The organism is Marinovum sp. PR37 (assembly GCF_028807375.1).
Classification (GTDB): domain Bacteria; phylum Pseudomonadota; class Alphaproteobacteria; order Rhodobacterales; family Rhodobacteraceae; genus Marinovum; species Marinovum algicola.
In genome coordinates, this window is record NZ_JARAML010000007.1 from 46,101 (window position 1) to 67,447 (window position 21,347).

Sequence of the window (21,347 nt, forward strand, 5' to 3'; positions counted from 1 at the left end):
GCCGCGCTGGTCTCACCCCTGACTCTCGGCCAGCGAAAAGGTCACATCGGCGGGCAGGCACGCCGCGAGGATGCGGCGCGCGTTCGGCAGGTCGTTGCTTTCGGCCCGGGCCAGCGCCGCGTCGGGCGAATGGTCGTGATCGAGCCAGCGCTGCACCAGTCGGTCGCGCAGCACGTCGCCCGGCGTGTCGAGCCAGACCGACAGATCCCAGAGCGGCGCGAGCGCGGACCAGGGCGCCTCATTGAACAGCAGGTAATTGCCCTCGATGATCGCCACGTCGCATTCGGCCTCGATCACGGCAGCGCCGGCGATGGCCAGGTCGCGGCTCCGGTCGAACAGCGGATAGACAACCTCGCCACCGTCCTTCAGCCGCCGGATGAGATGAATGAAGCCATCGGCATCAAAGGTTTCCGGCGCGCCTTTGCGTGGCAGCAGGCCGCGGGCGGCGAGAATCTCGTTGTCGAGGTGAAAGCCGTCCATCGGGATGGCGCGCGCGCTGCGGCCGGCCTCGTTGACCGCCGCCGTCACATTGGCGGCAAGGATGGATTTGCCCCCGGCCGGCGCGCCGGCAATGGCGACCAGCCAGCGGCCGGGCTTTTTCGGCAGGCCAGCGATGCGCTGGGCCAGATCGGCAATCTTGCTCTGGGGAAAGGTGTCGGGCGTGATCATCTTCGGCGTCCGCTGGTTCGGCCCCGGCCGCCAGGCGACGACTCGGGCATTATGTGATCCGTCGATCACGGGTGGCTATGTATGCCAGAGTTGGGTCGTGAGTCAATTATTAATTCCTTCGAAAGTAATAATTGAGAGTAACACCACGGTCTTCTCTTGCCAATCCGCCAAGAGCTCCTACTATGCAGGCGGGAGCCAAACGAGGCAGACCAGACGGGGCAGAATCGTGAAGAATCAAACCGATACAGGGCCCGGAAGCCCGGCGTCAGCTCGCGAGGCGCTGCTGCGCTCCAACCCGCAAAAGGGTTCCAACCAGGTTGCCGTGCGCGACTATAACGAGCGGCTGATCCTGCAACTGATCCGTAGCCACGGCGAGCTGACCAAGGCCGAGGCGACTCAGGCGACCGGATTGTCCCCCAATGCGGTCTCGGTGATTTTCCGAACGCTGGAAGAGGAAAACCTCCTGATCCGCGGCACGCCTCAGCGCGGCAAGATCGGCCAGCCGTCGGTCCCGGCCCGGATCAACCCCGACGCGCGCCACTATCTCGGGCTGCGGATCGGGCGCCGGGGGTTCGACCTTGCCATCGTGGACTTTGCCGGTGCGCTGCGCGCGGTGCAGCACGACTTTCACCAATATCCCACGCCGGAGCGCAGCATCGCCTTTGTCAAAAGCGCCCTGCCGAAAGTGCTTCGCCGCGCCGGTCTGCACAAATCGGACATCTCGGGATTGGGCATTGCCATGCCCTGGGAACTCTGGAGCTGGACCGAGGAATTCGGCGCGCCGAGAGAAGAGATGGCGCGGTGGAAGTCGGTCGATATCCGGAGCGAAATAAGCCGGCTGGTGCCCTTTCCCGTCAGCATCGCCAATGATGCCACCGCCGCCTGCACCGGCGAATTGATGCATGGCGCGCATCTCGGACAATCCGACTTTGTCTATTTCTTTGTCGGCACCTTTGTCGGCGGCGGTATCGTTCTGAACTCCGGCATCTTTTTCGGCCGCCGGGGCAACGCCGGCGGCTTTGGGCCGCTGCGCGTGCCCGGCCGCCCCGGACGCGACCGGCTGGTCGATCACGCCTCGCTGACGGTGCTTGAGGAAATGCTGCGCGACGCCGGAGAAGACCCGGGCCGGGTGGCGCGCGATTCGTCCGTCTGGAAGGATTGTCCCGGGCCGGTTCAGGCCTGGATCGAGATCGCGGCGCATGGGCTGGCGCATGCCGCGGTGTCGTCGCTGGCATTGATCGATTTCGATGCGGTGGTGATCGACGGCGCCTTTCCCGAACATGTCCGCCGGGCGCTGGTGGCAGAGGTGAACCGCCAACTTGACGGCATGGACCTGCAAGGCGTGCTGCGGCCGGACTGCGAGGCCGGGCGGCTGGGCGGCATGGCCCGGGCAATCGGCGCCGCGACCCTGCCAATGTACCAGGATTACGCCATCAACCAGAACACCCTGATGCGGACCGGCCCGGCGCCGACGCAGCCGCCCGCGTCCTGAGATTCGGCGCTGCATGGCGCGGCACTGGCCGGCCGTGCGGTCACACCATCATCCGGCGCGGGTCTTCCAGCAGCCCGCAAAGATACCGCATGAACCTGGCCGCATCGGCACCGTTGATCACCCGGTGATCGTAACTGAGATCGAGCGGCAGCATCGGCACCGGGCGCGGGGTGTCATCCTGCCAGAGCGTGGCGGTCTCGGTGCGGGAAATGCCCAGAATTGCCACCTCCGGCGGATTGACGATCGGCGTGAACCCCGTGCCGCCGATGCCCCCGAGCGAGGAGACGGTCATCGAGGCGCCGCCCATCTCCTCGGGCCCGATCCTGCGGTCCTGCGCCCGCGCGGCGAGGTCTGATATCTCGCCGGCGATCTGCCAGAGACCTGCCCTGTCGACGTCGCGCAGCACCGGCACCATCAGCCCATAGGCGGTGTCGACGGCAATGCCGACATGCACATAATCCTTCAGAACCAGCGTCTTGCCATCAGGGCTAAGCGAGGCGTTGAACCGCGGAAAGGCGCGCAAGGCCCGTGCCAGCGCCTTGATGTGGAACGCCAGCGCGGTCAGCTTAATATTGCGCTCCTGCGCCTCGGTTTTCAGCGTCCTGCGAAAACCTTCGAGAGCGGTGATATCGGCCCGGTCGTGATGCGTGACCTGCGGGATCATCGCATTGGCCGCGGCCAGATTGGCCGCCGCCGCCCGGGCAAAGCGGCTTGTCGGCTCTTCGGCGACCGCGCCAAAGGCGGCGTGATCCACCTCCCAATAGCCGCTTTCGCCCGAGGGCGCGGTGGCGCGCGAGGGGCGTTCCAGATCCTCGCGGGCGATGGTGGTCCGGCCCAGATCCTGCGCCAGTGTCTTCAGGTCGATTCCCCGTTGCAGGGCCAGCGCCCGAACCGAGGGGGCTGCGATAAAATCCGTCATTTCCGCCCCCTACCAGCTTGCCGAGATATACTGGGTTTCCATGAATTCGAGCATGCCCTCGTGCCCGCCTTCGCGGCCCAGCCCGGATTGCTTGACCCCGCCAAAGGGCCCCGCCGGGTCCGACACCAGACCGCGATTGAGCCCGACCATGCCATAGTCGAGCCGCTCGCAGACCTGCATTCCGCGTCTGAAATCCTCGGTGAAGACATAGGCCACCAGCCCGTATTCGGTGTCATTGGCGCGGGCGATCACCTCGTCCTGATCGGTGAAGGTCTGTATCGCGGCGACCGGGCCGAAGATCTCGTCATGGACACAATCCGCATCCGGCGCGACATTGGTCAGCACCGTGGGCGGATAGAAAAAGCCGGGGCCCTCTGGAACCTTGCCGCCCAGTCGCAATTCGGCGCCCCGGGCCATCGCATCCTCGACAAATGCCGCCACCTTGTCGCGGGTAGCGGCATTGACCAGCGGGCCGACGTCGATGTCCGCCTCGAGACCGTTGCCGACCTTCAGAGCGGCCATCCGTGCGGTGAGTTGCGCGGTGAAGGCCTCGGCCACCTCCGCATGCACATAGATCCGGTTGGCGGCGGTGCAGGCTTCGCCGAGATTGCGCATCTTGGCCAGCATGGCGCCAGCGACGGCGGTTTCCATGTCGGCATCCTCAAAGACGATCAAGGGCGCGTTGCCGCCCAGCTCCATCGCCGGCTTCAGCACCTGGTCGGCGGCGGATTTCAACAGCTTGCGGCCCACGCCGGTGGAGCCGGTAAAAGAGATCACCCGCACCCGCGGATCATGCAGCATGTGATCGACCAGCGCGCCGCTGCCAGTCGTCGGCAGCACGTTGACAAGGCCCGGCGGCACACCCGCCTCTTCCAGCAGCGGCATCAGCGCCAGCATGGTCAGCGGCGTTTCCGAGGCCGGCTTGATGATCACGCCACATCCCGCAGCCAGCGCCGGGGCGATCTTGCGGGTGCCCATGGCCGCCGGATAGTTCCAGGGCGTGACCAGTACGGCAAGCCCGACGGGTTTGTGCTGAACCACGATCCGCGCGCCGGAGGCCGGGGCCCGGGTGATCAGCCCGTCGGCGCGCACCGCTTCCTCGGCGAACCAGCGAAAGAACTCGGCGGCATAGCCCGCCTCGCCCATCGCATCGGCCCGCGCCTTGCCGTTTTCCCGGGTGATCAACCGGGCGAAGGCCTCCTGTCGCGCGGTCATCAGCTCCCACGCCTTGCGCAGCACTTCCGAGCGGTCGCGCGGGGTGCGGGCGGCCCAGTCCTTCATCGCGGCCTCGGCCGCGTCGAGCGCCGCATCGGCATCGGCGATCTCGGCCGAGGCGACCGAGGCCAGAACCCGTTCATCGGCCGGATTGATGACGTCGAACCGCGCGCCGCCGGCGCCCGGCACCCAGCGTCCGTTGATATAGAGATCGGTGCATTCCATGTTGGCCTCCATGGCTCAGAGCAGGTGGCGGAGTGGCTGTTCCATCCGGCCCGCGAATTCGGAAACAAGCGCCACGGCATCCGCCGCGCCCAGTTGATCCCCGGCGCATTCCAGCGTGACGACATGACCGCCGCCCGAGGGCGTCAGGGTCAGAACCGGCGCGTCCTCGGCCCCGAGGGCGAGGCTGCTGATCCGGCTGAGCCGCAGATCCCGCAAGCGAAGGTCGGGCACGGCATCGGGCGGCGCCTCTGACACGCCCGACAGCGGACCGGCGGCGGTGACATAGAACCGGGTGGCGCCGAGGCGCTCGACCGCGACGATCGCGCCCGGCTTGCCCAGGCTTGCCGCCGCCATGCCGGCGAGCAGCGCCGCCGGGTCCGTCAGCCCGGCGCTGTCGGCGGCCCAGGCGGCGAAATCGGCAAATCCGTCGGCCGGGATCTCGGCGGTGAGACGTCGCGACACCGCCGGCGCCGCCTCGGCACTTGCGGCGGGCAGCGCCCGCAGCACCTCGAGATCGGCGACGTGATAGGGCTGCGGATGGCCGGCCCGGGCCAGGCGCGACAGGTCGAGCCCCTGTTCCAGCGCCAGACGCCGGGCCTTGGGTGAAGCGAGAATACGGCCGGTCCGCGAAGCCGGCGGCGACGTTTGCGCCGGCGCGTTGGACTTCGCCTTTGCTGGCGCCGGCGAAGGCGATTTTTCCGTCGGCTCCACCTTGGCCGCCGGAACCGCGCCACGGCTCTTCTGCACCGGGGTGCCGGGCTTTTCCGCCACGATCACCGCGATGGTCTCGCCGACCGGCGCCTCTTCTCCGGCCTCGGCCAGCAGCGCCGCGACGTAGCCGTCGAATCCGGCCTCGACCTCCATTGTGGATTTGTCGGTCTCGACTTCGAACAACACGTCCCCGGCGGCAACCTGCTCGCCCGGCGCCTTGTGCCAGGCGACGATCACCCCGCTGTCCTGCGCCATGCCAAGCGCCGGCATGATCACGTTGTCGCCCTCGGGCACGGGCTCCGGCGTGACGGATGGCGCCGAACCGGAACCCTCAGCGCCCTGCCCCGCGTCAGAGCTCGCGCCGATCAGCGCGATCACCTCGCCCACCGGCACCTCGGCCCCGGCCTCGGCGCCGATATGGGTGACAAAACCCTCGGCGCCGGCGGGAACCTCCATCGTCGCCTTGTCGGTCTCGACCTCGAACAGCACGTCATCGGCGGCGACCGCCTCGCCCAGTGCCTTGTGCCAGGCGACAATCACCCCGCTGTCCTGCGCCATGCCGAGCGCCGGCATGATCACCTCATGCGGGGGCAGACCCGAGGTTTCATTCCGCGGCATGGATCATCTCCCCCGCCATCAGCTTGCGCGCCTGCGCCGCCACGCCCTCGGGGGTCGGCACGGTGATATCCTCGAGCGCCGGCGAGAACGGCACCGGCACATCCATCGCCCCCATGCGCAGCACCGGCGCGTCGAGGTGATAAAATGCCTGTTCATTGATCCGGGAGGCGATCTCGCCGGTCACCCCGTAACTCTGGTGGCCTTCGTCCACCACGATCACGCGCGAGGTCTTGCGTGCGGATGCCAGCAGCGTCGCCTCGTCCAGCGGCACGATGGTGCGCGGGTCGATCACCTCGGCGCTGATCCCCTCCTGGGCGAGGAGATCGGCGGCGGCTTCGCAGACCTGCACCATCGACGAGGTGCCGATCAGGGTGATATCACGGCCCTCGCGCTTGATATTGGCGGCGCCGAAGGGGATCAGGAATTCCTCCTCCGGCACCGGAGCCTTGTCGTTGTACATCAGCTTGTCTTCGAAGATCACCACCGGATTGTCGTCGCGGATGGCGGTCTTCATCAGCCCCTTGGCCTCATAGGCCGACGAGGGCATGGCGACCTTGAGCCCCGGTATATGCGCAACCAGCGCATGCAGCGACTGGGAATGCTGCGCCGCCGAACGGCGGGTGGCGCCAAGATTGGTGCGCAGCACCAGCGGCACGTTCAGCTTGCCGCCCGACATGTAATGGGTTTTCGCTGCCTGATTGCAGAGCTGATCCATGATCAGATAGATGAAATCGCCGAACATCAGGTCGACGACGGGCCGCGTGCCGGTCATCGCCGCGCCAACGGCGAGGCCCATGAAGCCCGGCTCGGCGATCGGCGTATCCACCACCCGCGCGGTGCCGAACTCCTCGACCAGACCCGAGAGCACCTTGAACGGCGTGCCGGCCTCTGCCACATCTTCGCCAATGATGAACACGCGCTCGTCGCGGCGCATTTCCTCGGCCAGGGCTTCGTTCACGGCCTGGGACAGGGTGATTTGTCGCATCGGTTCCTCCTCAGGCCGGGCTGCGCGCCAGCGCGTGTGTCACATCGGTGTAGACATGCATGTCCACCTCGGAGACGTCGGGGTATCGGGCCGCCAGCGCATATTCGACGGCGGCGGTTGCATCGGCCTTGATCTCTTCGTTCATCGCCTCGATCTCGTCTTCGCCGGCGATGCCTTCCTCGACCAGCCAGGATCGGAACCGGATGATCGGGTCGCGATTGTCCTTCCAGTCCTTCTCTTCGTCCTTGGAGCGGTAATATTCGCGGTTGATGTCGCCCACGTGGTGACCGTGATAGCGATAGGTCATCAGCTCCAGAAAGAACGGCCCTTCGCCCTTGCGGGCGCGTTCGACCAAGGTGCGGGTCAGCGCATTGACCGCCAGCACATCCTGCCCATCGACCTGATGCGCCTCGATGCCGAAGGCCTCGGCGCGGGCGCAGATCGAGCCGGCGGCGATTTCCTCGGTCCGGGTATATTCGGAATAGCCGTTGTTTTCGCAGGCATAGATCACCGGCAGGTGCCAGAGCGCGGCCATGTTCATCACCTCGTACATCAACCCCTGCGCCGTGGCGCCATCGCCGAAGAAACAGACGGTGACGTCGTCGCGGCCCAGCAGTTTGGCGGTAAAGGCCGCGCCGGTGGCGATGCCCATCGAGCCGCCGACAATGGCATTGGCGCCGAGGTTGCCATTCGACTGGTCGGCGATATGCATCGAGCCGCCCTTGCCGCGGCAATAGCCCTCTTCCTTGCCCAGAAGCTCGCAGAACATCTCGCGGAATGCCGCGCCCTTGGCGACGCAATGGCCGTGGCCGCGATGGGTCGAGGTGATCTTGTCGGTCACCTTCAGCGCCTCGCAGATGCCCACGGCGACGGCTTCCTCGCCGGAATACATATGGGTCAGCCCCGGCATCTTGGCCGAGAGGTAAAGCTTGTTCGCATTGTCCTCGAAGGTGCGGATGCGCACCATCTGGCGGTACATGCGCAGGTAGTCTTCGGTGTTGGTTTTCTTGGTCATAATGTCCCCCTGCGGCGCGCCGGTCAGTAGCGGTTGGCGATCGGCAGGTCTTGCGCCGGAAAGAGCGAGATCACCTCGCAGCCGGTGTCGGTCACCACCACCTCTTCCTCGATCCGCGCGGCGGAAAAGCCGTCGGCGGCGGGGCAATAGGTCTCGAGCGCAAAGACCATGCCGGTCTGGATTTCCATCGGGTTGTCGAGCGAGACCGCGCGCGAGATGATCGGGCGTTCGTGCAGCGCCAGCCCCAGCCCGTGACCGAATTGCAGGCCGAAGGCCGACAGCTCGTCGGGAAAGCCGAATTCATGCGCCTTGGGCCAGAGCCGAGCCACCTGATCGGTCGTCACCCCCGGCTTGATCGCTTCGATCGAGGCGTCGATCCATTCGCGCGCCTTGACATAAGCATCCTGCTGCGCGGGCGTCGACGTGCCGATATTGAAGGTCCGGTAATAGCAGGTGCGATAGCCCTGATAGGATTGCAGGATATCGAAAAACGCCTGATCGCCGGGGCGGAACAGCCGGTCGGTGAAATTATGCGGATGCGGGTTGCAGCGCTCGCCGGAAATGGCGTTGATCGCCTCGACATCGTCCGACCCCATCTCGTAGAGCAGCTTGTTCGACATCGCGACGATGTCATTCTCGCGGATGCCCGGTTTCAGCTCTTCGTAGATCATGTGATAGACGCCATCGACCATGCTGGCTGCCTGGGTCAGAAGCTGGATCTCGTCCCAGTTCTTGATCTCGCGGGCGCCGAGCATGATCTGCTGGCCGTCGACCACGTTGAGCCCGGCCTCCTTGAGCGCGTGAAACATCGCCGTTTCGGCATAATCCACCCCCACCGGCATATCCTTCATGCCGGCGTCCTCGATCAGCCCGGCAATCTCTTCGGCGTATTTCTTCATCAACCCGAAGCTGGGCGGGATCGTGCCCCGCATGCCGACGACACCGGCGCGGCAATGATCGGGGATCAGCCAGTCCGAGAACTTCTTGTGGTGCACCGCGGCGGAACCGAAATCCCAGACGTAAGGCGCGTCGTCGCCGGTCAGCAGGCAGAAACGGCACATCTTGTCGCGTTCCCATTCGCCGATCTTGGTGGCCGAGACATAGCGGATGTTGTTGACGTCAAACAGCAGAAGCGAGCCGGCATCGCTGGCCTGGAGCGCCTGACGGGTGCGGCTCAGCCGGTAGCGGCGCAGGCGGTCGTGGTCGATCCGGCGTTCGAAATCCACCGAGGAAAACCCCAGGGCAGGCAGGCGGCCTTGCCATTGCCAGTTGGGGTCAAGGTCCTGCGGGGTGAGGACATTGGGGGTCAGGGCGCGGTTCATGGCAATACTCCTTGGGGCGCGTGGCGGCACGCACCGGATGGTCGGTCTGTGGCGGAAAGGGCGGCGGCGCTGACGTCGCTCAGGGCGTCACTGGATGCACCAGCCGCCGTCGATGTGGATCATCTGGCCGGTCATGTAGTCGCTGTCGTCGCTGGCCAGAAAGGACGCGGTGCCAGTAATGTCCTCGGGATAGGACACCCGCTTGATCTGAAGCGCGTCGCGCACGATGTCGTCATAGGCCTGGCCCTCGCGCTCCTTGAAGCCGATGTCCACGAGGTCCTTGTCGAGCTGTTCCCAGAGCGGCGTCACCACCACGCCGGGCGCATAGCCATTGACGGTGATCTTGTGCTCCGAGAGCCCCAGCGCGCCGCAATGGGTCAGCGCCAGACAGCCGTATTTGGAGGTGCAATAAACTGTCACATCGACCAGCGGCTTGCGCGAGGCGATGGAGCCGACGTTGATGATCTTGTAGGGGTGATCCTCCATCGGGCCCTGGGCGATCATCTGGCGGGCGGTTTCCTGCATGCCAAGCCACATCGCCTTGGTGTTGACGTTCATGATCATGTCCCAGTTGTCTTCGTCGATATCCATGAAGAACCGGGGCTTGTTGAGACCAGCATTGAAGAGCCCGACGTTGATCGACCCGAAGGCCTCGACCGTGGCTGCGACGGCGGCGGCATTGTCGGCGCGCCGGGTGACATCGGCGCTGACCGCGATCGCCCGGCCGTTTCCGGCGGCGTTGATCTGATCGGCCATCTCCTGCGCCGCATCACCGTCGAGATCGGCGATGCAGACATTGGCGCCCTGCGCGGCGAAGGCTTCGGCATTGGCCGCGCCCATGCCACGGGCGGCGCCGGTGATCAGGATGTTCTTGCCTTTCAGGCGGTCGGGGTCCATGGCTCTCTCCTCCTCAGATCAGGATGGTCCGGTTGTGTGGATCAGCGCCTCGGCCCGCTCCTGGGCGCGGCGCAGCGCATCGCGCGGCGCGGTCAGCCCGCGCAGCATGTCGTGGAATTCCTCGCCGCAGATCTGGATGATGCCGGTGATCTCGGGCACCGGCGGGCGCGGCCAGAATTGCAACTCGTCGCGCCAGGACATGGCGTCCACCGCCTCGAAGATCGGCGAGGCGCGGCGCACTTCGGCATCGGAAGCCACGGAATAGCGCGGGTTGGTGCGGCTGCCGTTCTGGACAAAGAGCTTCTGCGCCTCGGGGCTGGTAAAGACGCGCAGCGCCTCGGCCGCGGCCGGCACCCGCTCGGGGGCCAGATTGGCCGGGATGCCCATCACATAGCCGCCCACCGGCGCCACGTTGGTGGCGCCCGGCCCGTGCGGATGCGGCAGATAGCCGGTCTGGCCATAGGCCGGCGACGAGGGATCAAGCTCGAAATAGGGGGCGAGCAGGGTGTAGCCATAGGCCATGGCGATCTTGCCGGCGGCAAAGGGCCGCACCCGTTCGTACCAGGACATCGACAGAATGTCGGGCGGCGAATAGCGCAGCAGCTCCATCAGGAAGTCCGCCGCCAGCAGCCCCTTGTCGGTGTCGATGGTGACGCGATAGCCGCGGTCGGCCAGCCCGTCGGTGTCAAAGCCGCCGGCAGCTTCCGGCAGATCGAGCACCGGCTGGCCGAAATCCGCCAGAGTCATCAGGAAGGTATGGCCAAGCGCGGTGCCCCGGGCCGCGTTCCAGGCGATGCCATAGCGGCCTTTCTGCGGGTCGTGCATCCGCCGCGCGGCCTCGAGCAGCTGGTCGGTCGTGCCCGGCGGTTCCAGCCCGGCCTCAGCAAAGAGGTCGCGGCGATAGAACAGCAGCTCGGGCGTGGTCTGGGCGGGCACGCCATAAGGCCGGCCACCCCAATGGGCCGCCTTCCAGCCGGCGGTGTGAAAATCGGCCGGATCGACGGCCGCGACATCGATCACGTCATCCAGCGGCATCAGAACCGACTTGTCGGCAAATTCGCCAACCCAGGGCAGATCGAGCGCGATGATGTCATAGCGGCTCGCCTTGCGTTCGGCATTGCGCAAGGCTTCCTCGCGCAGCCGGTCGATTGAAAAGGCGCGCTGGTGAATCTGCGTGCCGATCACCTGTTCAAACTGGCGTTTGAGGTTCTCCATCACCATGAAGGTCGGGTCGCCATGCACGAGCACCCGAATGCCGCCCGCCACCTTCAACGGCTCGGGCAGTACCTGGATCGGCGGAATCGAACGGGCGGTCATGTAAGAGCCGCCAAAGTAATAGTCGCGGTCCTCGGCGGCCTTGGCCCCGGAGCCGAAATAGGTCTCGGTCAGCCGGCGCACCCGGCCCGAGATCCGGGTCCATTGATCCATCATCTTGTCGCTGGGATGCATCGAGAAGCTCTTGCCCGACTTGGTGCGCGGCCGCTGGTCGATCAGCCCGGCATCGATCATCTCCTTCAGCCGCCGGCTGGCGGTGGCATAAGGCACATTGGCGGCGGCGATCAGCGAGGTGGGCGTGACGATCTTGGCCTCCAGGTGCCCCTTGATCACATGCAGCGCCATGCGGAACACCGGGTTCGGGGCGTTGAGCTCGATGGTGTGGTCGAGCTCGTCGCTGCAATCCTCCAGATAGGACAGAATCTGAAGCATCTCGCCCGAGGCAAGCTGGGTCTGCATGCGGGTGTCCGTATGTGTGCCCATTGCATTCATCTCGGGAGACCAGCCCTTTCGTGTCGCCTGGGGCCTTCCGGCCGCGGTTTCGCTCAATTTGGATGATCTGGATTTGCCCATGCCATCACCTCCCGCAGATTGTTCAACTTGATCGTTGCAGCGTATCGCGAAATTATCCAATTTGGATATGCAGGCACTCATTTTGGACATTTTCGCTAAGTTCCCGAACCGGGAGACGGCGCACTCTGTCGTCAGTCGTCCGGCGCACCGGATGATGATTCCCCGAGGAGGAGGGGGATTGGCCTTGTCACAGGCCGTGAACGAGACAACCCGGGAGGAGACCCAAATGACACTTCGCAGAGTTCTTGCCGCGTCCGCCGCCACTGCCGCGCTTGCCGGTGCCGCGTTCGCGGGCGGCCATGGCGGCTACAAGATCGGCATCACCCAGAACAACGTCGGCGTCGACAGCTACCAGACCACCTACGAAAAATCGTTCATTGCCGCGGCCGAGGCCAACCCCGACGTCGAAGCCGTGGTGCTCGACGCCGGCGGCGACGTCGCGCGCCAGATCGCCCAGATGGAAGACCTGATCCAGCAGGAGGTCGATGCCATCATCATCTGGCCGACCAATGGCGAGGCGGTGATCCCCGCCGTCCGCAAGGCGCACAAGGCCGGCATCCCGGTGATCGTGACCAATTCCAACATCGCAGAGGAAGGTTTCGATTTCGTGGCCTCCTTCTCGGGCCCCGACAATATCACCCAGGGCTCGCGCTCGGCCGAGATCATGTGCGACAAATTCAAGGAGATGGGCATCGAAGACGAGGCCCGCGTGGTGCAGATCTCGGGCCAGCCCGGCTATACCACCGCCATCGAGCGCCAGAAGGGTTTTGACGACCGCCTGCCCGAGGTCTGCCCGAACGTGACATTAGTCGAGACCCAGCCGGGCGACTGGAACCGCGAGAAATCGCAGAAGGTGATGGAAGCCTTCCTGGTCAAATACGATGACATCGACGGTGTCTATTCCGGCGACGACAACATGGGCGTCGGCGCCCTGAATGCCGCCAAGGCTGCCGGCCGCGACGGCATCATCTTTGTCGGCGCCACCAATTTCTCGGTCGGCTACGAGGCGATGGAGCGTGGCGAATACTGGGGGTCGATCTACCAGTCGCCGGTGGACGACGCCGAAGCCGCGCTGAAGACCGCGGTCGATGTGCTCGAGGGCAAGGAGGTGCCTTTCCTGAACTACTTCGACACGCCGAAGATCACCCAGGACAACATGGGCGACTACACCAAACCGGTGTTCTGAGGCCTTCAGGGTCTGCCTCGGGCGCGGCCTTGGCCCGCGCCCGTTTTCACCGAACGTTGTCACCCCAGGGAGGCGAGCATGGGCCGAGTGTCGAACCGTTCCTGCATCGTGACCGGCGCCGCGCGCGGTATCGGCCGGGCCATCGGCGAAGCGCTGCTCGACGAGGGCGCAGACGTCTGCTTTGCCGATATCAACGGCGATCTGGTGCAACAGGTCGCCGACCGGAACGCGCCGCGCGCCGCCGAGACCGGCGGCAAGGTGACCTGGGCCGCCGTTGATGTCGCCGACCGCGCCCAGGTGCGCGCCATGATCGACAAGGCGGTGGCCGTCTTCGGAAAGCTCGACGTCAAGTTCAACAATGCCGGCGTCAACAAGCCGATGAATTTTCTCGAAGTAACCGAGGACAACTGGAATTTCATCATGCGCGTCAACGGGCTGGGCTGCATGATCGGCATGCAGGAGGCGGCCAAGCAATTCATTCGTCAGGGCACGCCGGGCAAGATCATCAACACCGCCTCTATCGCCAGCCGCCAGGGGTTTGACAATGTCGCGCCCTATTGCGCCAGCAAATGGGGCGTTGTTTCGCTGACCCAATCCGGCGCGCGCGATCTGGCGAAACATGATATCACCGTCACGGGTTTTGCGCCGGGCGTCGTGGCCACCGAAATGTGGGAAGAGGTCGACCGCGACCTGCTGGCCATCGGTGCGGCGCAGAAACCGGGCCAGGCGATGGAGGAGTTTTCCGCCGAGATCCTCCGGGGCCGCGTCGCCAGGCCGGAGGACATCACCGGCACGACAACTTTTCTGGCCTCGCGCGACAGCGATTACATGACCGGCCAGATCGTGATGATCGACGGCGGCATGACTTTGGTCTGAGCGGGGCGCTCCGCAGGCAGGGGCGCCACCGCTCGGCTGGTTGAAAGGAACGGCGCCGGGAGCGCGCCGCAGGGGAGGACCGCATGACAAGCGTCACCAAGACACAGATCGGGGGCTTTCTGGCCCGCCAGGGCATCCTGGTGGCCTTCGCGCTCTTTATCATCGGGTTCACGCTGGCCAATCAGCGCTTTCTGGACCCTGACAACATCCTGGGCGTGGTCCGGTCCTCGGCCATTCTCGGCGTCATGGCGCTGGGGGTGACCTTCGTGGTCATCAGCGGCAATCTCGACCTGTCGGTCGGTTCGATGATGTCGTTCTCGACCATCGTGGTGCTCGACCTGCACGACAAGCTCGGCCCGACGCTGGCAATCCCGGCGATGTTCGCCATGACCCTCTGCCTCGGCGCCTTCATCGGCTTTCTGGTGGGCTATCTCAAGCTCAACTCGCTGATCGTCACTCTGGGCATGCTCTCGGCGATCCACGGGCTGACGCTGACCTATTCCGGCGGCCAGAACATGGACATCGCCGACAAGGCGGGAACCTGGTTTTCGGTCTTCGGCCAGGGCGAGGCCCTGGGCATCCCGGTGCCGATCCTGATCTTTCTGCTGCTGGCCGCCGTGCTGGGAACAATCCTGGCTAGGACGCCCTTCGGCCGCAAGGTCTATGCGGTGGGCGGCAATGGCACTGCGGCCACCTTTTCCGGCATCCGACGGGCGCGCGTGGTCTTCGCCTGCTACCTGATGTCGGCCTTCTGCGTGGCCACCGCCGGGCTGATCCAGGCCAGCCGTTCGCTGGGCTCGCAGAACACCGTCGGCCAGGGGCTGGAGCTGGAGGTTCTGGCGGCGGTGATCCTTGGCGGCGCATCGCTTCTGGGCGGGTCGGGCACGATCTTCAAGACCGTGATCGGCGTGCTGATCCTGGGCTTCATCCAGAACGGCCTGCTGCTGGTCGGCCTGCAATTCTATGTCCAGTATGTGGTGACCTGGGTGATCATCATCCTCGCCGTCTGGCTCGATGTCGCGGCCAAACGCGGCAAGCTCTTGTCGCCGATCGCCTGAAGGAGGATGACCATGCAACCCGGAACGCTTTCGACCTTTCTCAAGCGCGGCGCCATCTGGGGCTTTATCGTGCTCGAGCTGATCTTCTTTTCGGTGGCGGGCGAGTTCCTGTCGCTGAGCGAAAAGGCCTTCATGGATTTCGACAACATGCTGCTGCTGTTCAAGCAGTCGGCGCCGATCGGCATCATCGCCATGGGCATGACGGTGATCATGATCAACGGCAATATCGATCTCTCGGTCGGCGCCACCTATGCAATCTGCGCTATCGTGCTTCTGGATGCGATGAGCTGGCCGGTCTTTGCCGGTCTCGGCGATGCGGTGATCCCCGTGGCCTGGCTGCTGGCGCTGCTGACCGGCGTCGCCCTGGGCGCGCTGAACGGGCTGATCGTCTGGAAAACCGGGGTCGATGCCTTCATCGTCACCCTCGGCTCGATGCTCGGCTATCGCGGGCTGGTCTTCATGTACAACGGCGAACAGCCGACCTCGCATCTCAACTGGACATTGGTGGATTTCGCCGAGGCGCAGTTTCTCTGGCTGCACACGGCCACCTGGTTTCTGCTGATCGTGACGGCGGTGATCTGGTTCCTGATGAACCGCACGGTGCACGGCCGCAACGCCTATGCCATCGGTGACAACCGCGAAGCGGCAGTCAATGCCGGTATCCGGGTCGGGCCGCACATGATGATCAACTTCATGATCATCGGCTTTCTGGCGGCGCTCTCGGCAGTGGTGTTCTATTCCGAAAGCGGCTCGGTCAATCCCAATGACGGCGAGCTCTACGAGCTCTGGGTGATCACGGCCGTGGTGCTGGGCGGCACCAAGCTGGCCGGCGGCGCGGGTTCGATCGTATCGACCTTTGGCGGCGTGCTGGCAATCCAGCTGCTGCGCAAGGGGCTGGCCCATATCGGTGCCGATACTTCGACGGTGAACCTCGTTATCGGCCTGATCCTGATCGCGGTGCTGTTTCTCGACAGGCAGCTGAACGTCAAGGGCAAAGAGGAGCTGAAGATATGACCGATGACACCCCTGCCCTGCGGCTCGAAGGCATCGTCAAGACCTTTCCCGGGGTGCGTGCGCTCGACGGTGTGTCGTTCTCCGTCATGCCGGGCGAAGTGCATGCGTTGATGGGCGAAAACGGCGCCGGAAAATCCACCCTGATGAAGGTGCTGGGCGGCATTCACCAGCCGGACGCCGGCAAGATCATCGTCGGCGAGCGACCGGTCGTCATGTCCGGCCCGCTCGAGGCCAAGGCCAAGGGCATCGTCTTCATCCACCAGGAGTTGAGCCTCGCCGAAGAGCTGACGGTGGCCGAGAACATCTATCTGGGCGAATTGCCGCGCAAGCGCTTCGGGCTGGTCGACTGGGACCGGCTATATGCCCGCACCGATGCGATCTTGAAAAAGCTCAAGGTGAGCTTCGACGCCCGGACCCGGGTTGGTGACCTTTCGATTGCCAACCAGCAGATGGTCGAGATTGCCCGCGCCCTGACGGTCGAGGCCAAGGCGGTGATCTTCGACGAGCCCACCGCCTCGCTCACCGATGCGGAAAAGGTGGTTTTGTTCGACGTGATCGCCGATCTGCAATCCGCCGGGGTCGGCATCATCTATATCTCGCACCGGATGGAGGAAATCTTCAAGATCACCGACCGGATCAGCGTGCTGCGCGACGGCCAGTATCGCGGCACGCTCGACACCGCCGAGACCACCGAGGAAGAGGTCACCCAGCTGATGATCGGCCGCAGTCTCGACCTCAGCCGCAATGTCAGCCATCACACGCTTGGCGACGTGGCGCTTGAGGTGCGCGGGCTGTCCTGCGGGCCGCTGTTTCAGGAAATCGATTTCGAGGTGCGCAGCGGCGAGGTGGTGGGGTTCTACGGGCTGGTCGGCGCGGGACGCACCGAGATTGCCGAGACCCTGTTCGGCCTGCGCGACCCCTCTGCCGGCAGCATCTTGCTCGATGGGGCAGAGGTGCGCATCAACTCCCCGGCCGACGCCATCGCCCTCGGCATTTCGCTTGTGCCCGAGGATCGCAAAGGCCAGGGGCTGGTGCTGGGGATGAACTGCCGTGACAACATGACCCTGCCGCAGGTCGACGATCTCACGGCCGGGCCCTTCGTCGCCGAAGGCTCCGAGGTGGCGATTTTCGACCAGTACCGCGACAAGCTCGACATTCGCACGCCGGGCTGGAAACAGCTCGTCGGCAATCTCTCCGGCGGCAACCAGCAGAAGATCGTGATCGGCAAATGGCTGTCGATGCATCCGCGCGTCCTGATCGTGGATGAGCCGACGCGGGGCATCGATGTCGGATCGAAATCCGAAATCCACAATCTGATCCGCGATCTGGCCGCACAGGGCTATGCGGTGATCGTGATCTCTTCGGAGATGCCCGAGGTGCTGCATGTCAGCGACCGGATCGTCGCGATGTATTCCGGCCGGATCATGCGGACCTTTACCTCTGACGAGGTCACCGAAGACAATCTGATCCAGGCGATCTCCGGGATCGGCAGCACCGGGCGGGTGGCCTGACGCCGGCCTGCCCGGGCCGTTCTGCTTTGCGGTCGCGGGATGCGCGATTGACTATCCTGCGGTTGTCACGGCTAGTGGCAGCCAGACCGGAGGGAGGATCATCGTGGAAAGATTCGGGATTTACACCGCACTGCTGACACCGTTCACCGAGCGTGGCGACATCGATACCGACCTCCTTGTCCGGCACGCCGAAGCCCTGTTGGCCGAGGGTGCGGACGGCGTGGCGCTTTATGGCACGACCGGCGAAGGCGCCTCGATCGGCCGGCAGGCGCGTCAGCGCGGCATCGACGCGCTGACCAATTCCGCCGTGCCGCGCGCGCGCATCGTGCTGGGCATCTGTGCCCCGTCGGTCGAAGATGCGACAACGCAGGTCGAGGAAGGGCTGGCGCAGGGGATCGAGAATTTCCTGCTGCTGCCGCCGTTCTACTTCAAAGGCAACGGTGATGACGGGCTTTACGACTGGCACGCCGAATTGTTCGCCCGTTGCGACAGCCGCGCAAGGTTCATCCTCTATCATATTCCCCAGGTCACGGGCGTCCCGCTTTCGGTCGCCCTGGTCGGCCGGCTGGTCGCCGATTTCCCCGCGCGCATCCGTGCGATCAAGGACAGCTCCGGCGACTGGGGCAACGCCGAGGCCCTGCTCGGCCTCAACACGATTCCGGTGCTGATCGGCGACGAACGCCTGCTGCACCGTGCGGCGGCCCTGGGCGGCGGCGGGGCGATTTCGGGCGTCGCCAACCTCTGCCCCAGGCGGCTGAAACAGCTTTTCGACAGCGCCACGGAAGACCGCGCCCTGTCAGAAGAGGTCACCCGGATTGTCTCGGTGCCGGTGATCCCGGCGCTCAAGGCGATGCTGGCAGAGAAATCCGCCGAACCCGCCTGGGAGCGTCTGCGCGCGCCTTTGACGCCACTCAACAACAGTCAGCGCGCCGTGGTGATCCCGGCGGGCTGACGCTCAATATTCGATCCGCGCCAGCCGCCGCAGCTCTTCCGGCGTCGTCGACGGCAGGCAAAAGAATTCGAGGTAGGCAGGGATCTGCTCGAACAGCATGTCGGTGCCGACCTGGGTCTCGCAGCCCCTGGCACGAGCGGCGGCCAGTAACGGCGTTTCCCGCACCTTCATCACCACCTCGCCCACCAGGGTCGTCGGGTCGATCCGCTCCGGGTCCAGCGGCAGCGGATCGCCCGGCCGCATGCCCAGCGGCGTCGCGTTGACCACGATGTCAAAGCCCGCGGGATCCTTCGATCCGGTCAGGATCTCGCACGCGGGATAATGCTGCCGCAGCCGCGCCCCGAGCCCCTCGGCGGCCCCGGCACTGACGTCATGCAGGCCGATGCGCGCCGCCCCTGCCGCCGCAAGCGAGGCGGCAATCGCAGAGCCCACGCCGCCGGCTCCGACCACCAGCGCCGACGCGCCTGCGACCCGTCGGCCCTTGCGCAGCACGCCGCGAACAAAACCTTCGCCGTCGAACATGTCGCCGACAAGTCGGCCTTCGTCATCGCGCCGCACCGCGTTGCAGGCCCCGCAGATCCGCACCGCAACGCTCGCCTGATCAAGCAGGCCTACGGTGGCAACCTTGTGCGGCATGGTGACCAGCGCACCGCCGATGTTGCGCAGCCGGAACACCAGCCGCAGGAAGTCGGGAAAATCGCCCACCTCGCAACCCATCGGCACGACCGCCGCATTGATGCCGCGATGGGCGAACCACGGGTTGTAGATCATCGGCGCCTTGAAGCTCTCGGTCGGCACGCCGAGATGCGCGATGAGGCGGGTCTGTCCGTTGATATCGACCATTCCACCGCTCCCGATAGCCAGATCACGGGCCGGCCCGCGAACGGGCCAACAAATCGATCTTCATATGACATTAGACATTTCGTCGGATATTTTTTCTAGCGATGACGGTGCGGCTTGTCTACAATTCCCTCATGAAACATCCATCCGACGACCAGACGATCTCTACCACGGTCTTTGACGCGCTGCGTCGGGACATCGTGTTCTGCAATCTCAAGCCCGGCGAAAAGCTGAAGCTGGAGGCGCTGAAAGCCCGTTACAACGCAAGCGTTTCGACCCTGCGCGAAGTGCTCAACCGCCTAGTGTCGGAACGGCTGATCGAAACCAGCGGCCAGCGCGGATTTTTTGTCGCCGGGGTCTCGCGGCAGGAGCTGCGGGAAATCGCCGATCTGCGGATCCTGCTGGAATCTCATGCGATGGACCTGTCATTTGCCGCCGGCGATACCGAATGGGAAGGCCAGGTCGTGGCCGCGCATCACAAGCTTCACCGCATGGAAGAACGCATGCTGGCCAACGATCTCTCGGCTCGCGAAGAGTGGAAGCGCTACGATTGGGAGTTCCATCAGGCGCTGATCAGCGCCTGCGGCTCGGCCTCGTTGATGGCGGTGCATGGCAATGTCTTTGATCGCTACCTGCGCTACCAGATGCTGGCTCTGACCTTCCGAGGCGCGATTGCCGTCGAGCAACATCAACAGCTTATGCAGGCGGCCCTCGACCGCGACGGGGCGCGTGCGAAGGAGGTTCTGCGGCGCCACATCGACGGCGGAGTCGAAGACAGCCTGGCAGCCAATCCGCCGGTCTGGGCGCCCGATCCATAACACCATACAAAATGAAAATCGTATGAGATTTCTTTATTCAACGGAAATTTTTGACTTCATGCGTTGATTCGAATCGAAGAATGTGCGACCTGACACTATGACCGCATAAAAAAGCGGCATCTCGTGTCACCACTGGGAGGAATCTGATGACCACGAAATTTGCCCGCCGTTCGGTGATGGCGGCCGCCCTGGCCACCGCGACCGCATTGGCCTTTACCCCCGCCGCCGCACAGGACAAGATCAAGCTGCGCCTGTCCGCCGTGTCGTCCGATACCGATCAGCGCGCTGTCGCGCTGCTGGAAAAATTCGGCCCGATGGTCAGCGAGATCGCCGATTTCGAGCCGCATTGGAACGCCACGCTTTTTGCCCAGGGCACCGAACTGGAAGCCATTGCCGTGGGCGATCTGGAAATGTCGATCACCTCGGCACAGGAACTGGCGACGTTCTTCCCCGAATTCTCGATCTTTACCGCCGGCTATGTGCATCAGGACGCGGCGCATCAGGTGGCGGTGTTCAACGATCCGCTGATGGATGACTTCAAACAGAAGGCCGAGGACGAGCTGGGCGTCAAGCTTCTGACCGTGATGTATCTCGGCCGCCGCCAGGTGAACCTGCGCCAGACCAAGGATGAGCTGACCGTCATGACCCCGGAGGATCTGGCCGGTGTGAACCTGCGGATGCCGGGCACCGACGCCTGGCAGTTCCTCGGCCGCGCGCTTGGCGCGAACCCGACGCCGATGGCCTTTACCGAGGTATATACCGCGCTCTCCACCGGCTCGGTCGATGGCCAGGACAATCCGCTGCCCACGGTGGTGGATGCCAAATTCTACGAGGTGACCAACCAGATCGTCCTGACCTCGCACCTGGTCGACCTGAATTATCTGGCGCTCTCCAAGGCGACCTGGGACAGCATGACGCCGGAACAGCAGGAGGTGGTGCAGGCCGCTGCCGATGCCACCGCCGAATTCGCGCGCGAGAACCAGCTTCAGAAGGAAGCCGAGCTGGGCTCTTTCCTCGAAGAGCAGGGCCTCGCCGTTTATGAGCCCGATGTCGCGGCCTTCCGCGAGCGGGTGCAGACTATGTATCTCGACAGCGAATATGCCGAGACCTGGCCCGAGGGTCTGCTCGAGAAGATCAACGCCCTGGGCAATTGATCTAGCGCGCCTCGGGGGAAAC

19 protein-coding genes are annotated in these 21,347 nt (G+C 64.7%); 9 read left to right on the top strand and 10 right to left on the bottom strand.

All coding sequences use genetic code 11. The features are described from left to right. Positions 1 to 12: 12 nt before the first annotated feature. Entirely contained in the window at positions 13 to 669 is a 657-nt protein-coding gene (locus PVW49_RS08070) for a nucleoside/nucleotide kinase family protein (protein ID WP_074837162.1), read from the bottom strand. A gap of 226 nt (positions 670 to 895) precedes the next feature. Here PVW49_RS08070 and PVW49_RS08075 point away from each other — a divergent pair, with 226 nt between their 5' ends. Next, positions 896 to 2,161, top strand: a complete 1,266-nt coding sequence (locus PVW49_RS08075; RefSeq protein WP_048534909.1) for an ROK family transcriptional regulator — start codon at positions 896 to 898, stop codon at positions 2,159 to 2,161. 40 nt (positions 2,162 to 2,201) lie between these two features. On the opposite strand, the gene PVW49_RS08080 is transcribed toward PVW49_RS08075, so the two are convergent. From PVW49_RS08080 to PVW49_RS08115, 8 genes are all read right to left on the bottom strand, one after another. Then, positions 2,202 to 3,080 (bottom strand): 2-oxo acid dehydrogenase subunit E2, encoded by an 879-nt coding sequence (locus PVW49_RS08080; RefSeq protein WP_274590295.1) that lies wholly within the window; start codon positions 3,078 to 3,080, stop codon positions 2,202 to 2,204. A gap of 9 nt (positions 3,081 to 3,089) precedes the next feature. Further along, positions 3,090 to 4,520 carry an NAD-dependent succinate-semialdehyde dehydrogenase gene (locus PVW49_RS08085; protein WP_274590296.1) on the bottom strand — a complete coding sequence of 477 codons (1,431 nt, stop codon included), beginning with the start codon at positions 4,518 to 4,520 and terminating at the stop codon, positions 3,090 to 3,092. Between the two features lie 15 nt (positions 4,521 to 4,535). Beyond that, the gene (locus PVW49_RS08090) at positions 4,536 to 5,849 is read right to left on the bottom strand and encodes a biotin/lipoyl-containing protein (protein WP_274590297.1); all 1,314 of its coding nucleotides are present in this window, start codon (positions 5,847 to 5,849) and stop codon (positions 4,536 to 4,538) included. Further along, positions 5,836 to 6,834, bottom strand: a complete 999-nt coding sequence (locus PVW49_RS08095; protein ID WP_074837165.1) for an alpha-ketoacid dehydrogenase subunit beta — start codon at positions 6,832 to 6,834, stop codon at positions 5,836 to 5,838. Before PVW49_RS08095 ends, PVW49_RS08090 begins: the two co-directional genes overlap by 14 nt. A 10-nt stretch (positions 6,835 to 6,844) precedes the next feature. Next, the gene (locus PVW49_RS08100; RefSeq protein WP_048534904.1) at positions 6,845 to 7,849 is read right to left on the bottom strand and encodes a thiamine pyrophosphate-dependent dehydrogenase E1 component subunit alpha; all 1,005 of its coding nucleotides are present in this window, start codon (positions 7,847 to 7,849) and stop codon (positions 6,845 to 6,847) included. 23 nt (positions 7,850 to 7,872) lie between these two features. Continuing rightward, positions 7,873 to 9,171, bottom strand: coding sequence for a M24 family metallopeptidase (locus PVW49_RS08105; RefSeq protein WP_274590298.1), 1,299 nt, complete (start codon positions 9,169 to 9,171; stop codon positions 7,873 to 7,875). 87 nt (positions 9,172 to 9,258) lie between these two features. Further along, positions 9,259 to 10,068, bottom strand: coding sequence for an SDR family NAD(P)-dependent oxidoreductase (locus tag PVW49_RS08110; protein ID WP_048534901.1), 810 nt, complete (start codon positions 10,066 to 10,068; stop codon positions 9,259 to 9,261). An 18-nt stretch (positions 10,069 to 10,086) separates the two neighbouring features. After that, the gene (locus tag PVW49_RS08115) at positions 10,087 to 11,826 is read right to left on the bottom strand and encodes an extracellular solute-binding protein (protein ID WP_433962398.1); all 1,740 of its coding nucleotides are present in this window, start codon (positions 11,824 to 11,826) and stop codon (positions 10,087 to 10,089) included. A 316-nt stretch (positions 11,827 to 12,142) separates the two neighbouring features. Here PVW49_RS08115 and PVW49_RS08120 point away from each other — a divergent pair, with 316 nt between their 5' ends. From PVW49_RS08120 to PVW49_RS08145, 6 genes are all read left to right on the top strand, one after another. Next, the gene (locus tag PVW49_RS08120) at positions 12,143 to 13,102 is read left to right on the top strand and encodes a sugar ABC transporter substrate-binding protein (protein ID WP_048534898.1); all 960 of its coding nucleotides are present in this window, start codon (positions 12,143 to 12,145) and stop codon (positions 13,100 to 13,102) included. Between the two features lie 78 nt (positions 13,103 to 13,180). Next, positions 13,181 to 13,978: an SDR family NAD(P)-dependent oxidoreductase gene (locus PVW49_RS08125; RefSeq protein WP_048534896.1), complete on the top strand. Its 798-nt coding sequence runs from the start codon at positions 13,181 to 13,183 to the stop codon at positions 13,976 to 13,978. 83 nt (positions 13,979 to 14,061) lie between these two features. Then, positions 14,062 to 15,036 carry an ABC transporter permease gene (locus PVW49_RS08130; protein ID WP_048534895.1) on the top strand — a complete coding sequence of 325 codons (975 nt, stop codon included), beginning with the start codon at positions 14,062 to 14,064 and terminating at the stop codon, positions 15,034 to 15,036. Between the two features lie 12 nt (positions 15,037 to 15,048). Continuing rightward, positions 15,049 to 16,050, top strand: coding sequence for an ABC transporter permease (locus PVW49_RS08135; protein ID WP_048534893.1), 1,002 nt, complete (start codon positions 15,049 to 15,051; stop codon positions 16,048 to 16,050). Further along, positions 16,047 to 17,561, top strand: coding sequence for a sugar ABC transporter ATP-binding protein (locus PVW49_RS08140; protein ID WP_274590300.1), 1,515 nt, complete (start codon positions 16,047 to 16,049; stop codon positions 17,559 to 17,561). The genes PVW49_RS08135 and PVW49_RS08140 overlap by 4 nt, the downstream gene beginning before the upstream one ends. A gap of 103 nt (positions 17,562 to 17,664) precedes the next feature. Continuing rightward, positions 17,665 to 18,513, top strand: coding sequence for a dihydrodipicolinate synthase family protein (locus tag PVW49_RS08145; protein ID WP_274590301.1), 849 nt, complete (start codon positions 17,665 to 17,667; stop codon positions 18,511 to 18,513). 3 nt (positions 18,514 to 18,516) lie between these two features. Here the strand turns inward: PVW49_RS08145 and PVW49_RS08150 are convergent, their stop codons facing one another. Beyond that, positions 18,517 to 19,356, bottom strand: coding sequence for a shikimate dehydrogenase family protein (locus PVW49_RS08150; protein ID WP_274590302.1), 840 nt, complete (start codon positions 19,354 to 19,356; stop codon positions 18,517 to 18,519). Between the two features lie 131 nt (positions 19,357 to 19,487). Between PVW49_RS08150 and PVW49_RS08155 the strand changes: the two genes are divergently transcribed. Then, entirely contained in the window at positions 19,488 to 20,171 is a 684-nt protein-coding gene (locus tag PVW49_RS08155; protein ID WP_048535118.1) for a GntR family transcriptional regulator, read from the top strand. A 146-nt stretch (positions 20,172 to 20,317) separates the two neighbouring features. Next, on the top strand, positions 20,318 to 21,325 hold the full coding sequence (dctP, locus tag PVW49_RS08160; RefSeq protein WP_048534888.1) for a TRAP transporter substrate-binding protein DctP: 1,008 nt from the start codon (positions 20,318 to 20,320) through the stop codon (positions 21,323 to 21,325). Positions 21,326 to 21,347: the final 22 nt, after the last annotated feature.

What these genes read in the sequence shown, in the direction of transcription:
- PVW49_RS08110 (WP_048534901.1), bottom strand. Translation starts at nt 10,068, where the DNA reads ATGGACCCCGACCGCCTGAAAGGCAAGAACATCCTGATCACCGGCGCC.
- PVW49_RS08120 (WP_048534898.1), top strand. Translation starts at nt 12,143, where the DNA reads ATGACACTTCGCAGAGTTCTTGCCGCGTCCGCCGCCACTGCCGCGCTT.
- PVW49_RS08090 (WP_274590297.1), bottom strand. Translation starts at nt 5,849, where the DNA reads ATGCCGCGGAATGAAACCTCGGGTCTGCCCCCGCATGAGGTGATCATG.
- PVW49_RS08100 (WP_048534904.1), bottom strand. Translation starts at nt 7,849, where the DNA reads ATGACCAAGAAAACCAACACCGAAGACTACCTGCGCATGTACCGCCAG.
- PVW49_RS08080 (WP_274590295.1), bottom strand. Translation starts at nt 3,080, where the DNA reads ATGACGGATTTTATCGCAGCCCCCTCGGTTCGGGCGCTGGCCCTGCAA.
- dctP (WP_048534888.1), top strand. Translation starts at nt 20,318, where the DNA reads ATGACCACGAAATTTGCCCGCCGTTCGGTGATGGCGGCCGCCCTGGCC.
- PVW49_RS08150 (WP_274590302.1), bottom strand. Translation starts at nt 19,356, where the DNA reads ATGGTCGATATCAACGGACAGACCCGCCTCATCGCGCATCTCGGCGTG.
- PVW49_RS08105 (WP_274590298.1), bottom strand. Translation starts at nt 9,171, where the DNA reads ATGAACCGCGCCCTGACCCCCAATGTCCTCACCCCGCAGGACCTTGAC.
- PVW49_RS08135 (WP_048534893.1), top strand. Translation starts at nt 15,049, where the DNA reads ATGCAACCCGGAACGCTTTCGACCTTTCTCAAGCGCGGCGCCATCTGG.
- PVW49_RS08115 (WP_433962398.1), bottom strand. Translation starts at nt 11,826, where the DNA reads ATGGGCACACATACGGACACCCGCATGCAGACCCAGCTTGCCTCGGGC.
- PVW49_RS08130 (WP_048534895.1), top strand. Translation starts at nt 14,062, where the DNA reads ATGACAAGCGTCACCAAGACACAGATCGGGGGCTTTCTGGCCCGCCAG.
- PVW49_RS08095 (WP_074837165.1), bottom strand. Translation starts at nt 6,834, where the DNA reads ATGCGACAAATCACCCTGTCCCAGGCCGTGAACGAAGCCCTGGCCGAG.
- PVW49_RS08155 (WP_048535118.1), top strand. Translation starts at nt 19,488, where the DNA reads ATGAAACATCCATCCGACGACCAGACGATCTCTACCACGGTCTTTGAC.
- PVW49_RS08140 (WP_274590300.1), top strand. Translation starts at nt 16,047, where the DNA reads ATGACCGATGACACCCCTGCCCTGCGGCTCGAAGGCATCGTCAAGACC.
- PVW49_RS08070 (WP_074837162.1), bottom strand. Translation starts at nt 669, where the DNA reads ATGATCACGCCCGACACCTTTCCCCAGAGCAAGATTGCCGATCTGGCC.
- PVW49_RS08125 (WP_048534896.1), top strand. Translation starts at nt 13,181, where the DNA reads ATGGGCCGAGTGTCGAACCGTTCCTGCATCGTGACCGGCGCCGCGCGC.
- PVW49_RS08085 (WP_274590296.1), bottom strand. Translation starts at nt 4,520, where the DNA reads ATGGAATGCACCGATCTCTATATCAACGGACGCTGGGTGCCGGGCGCC.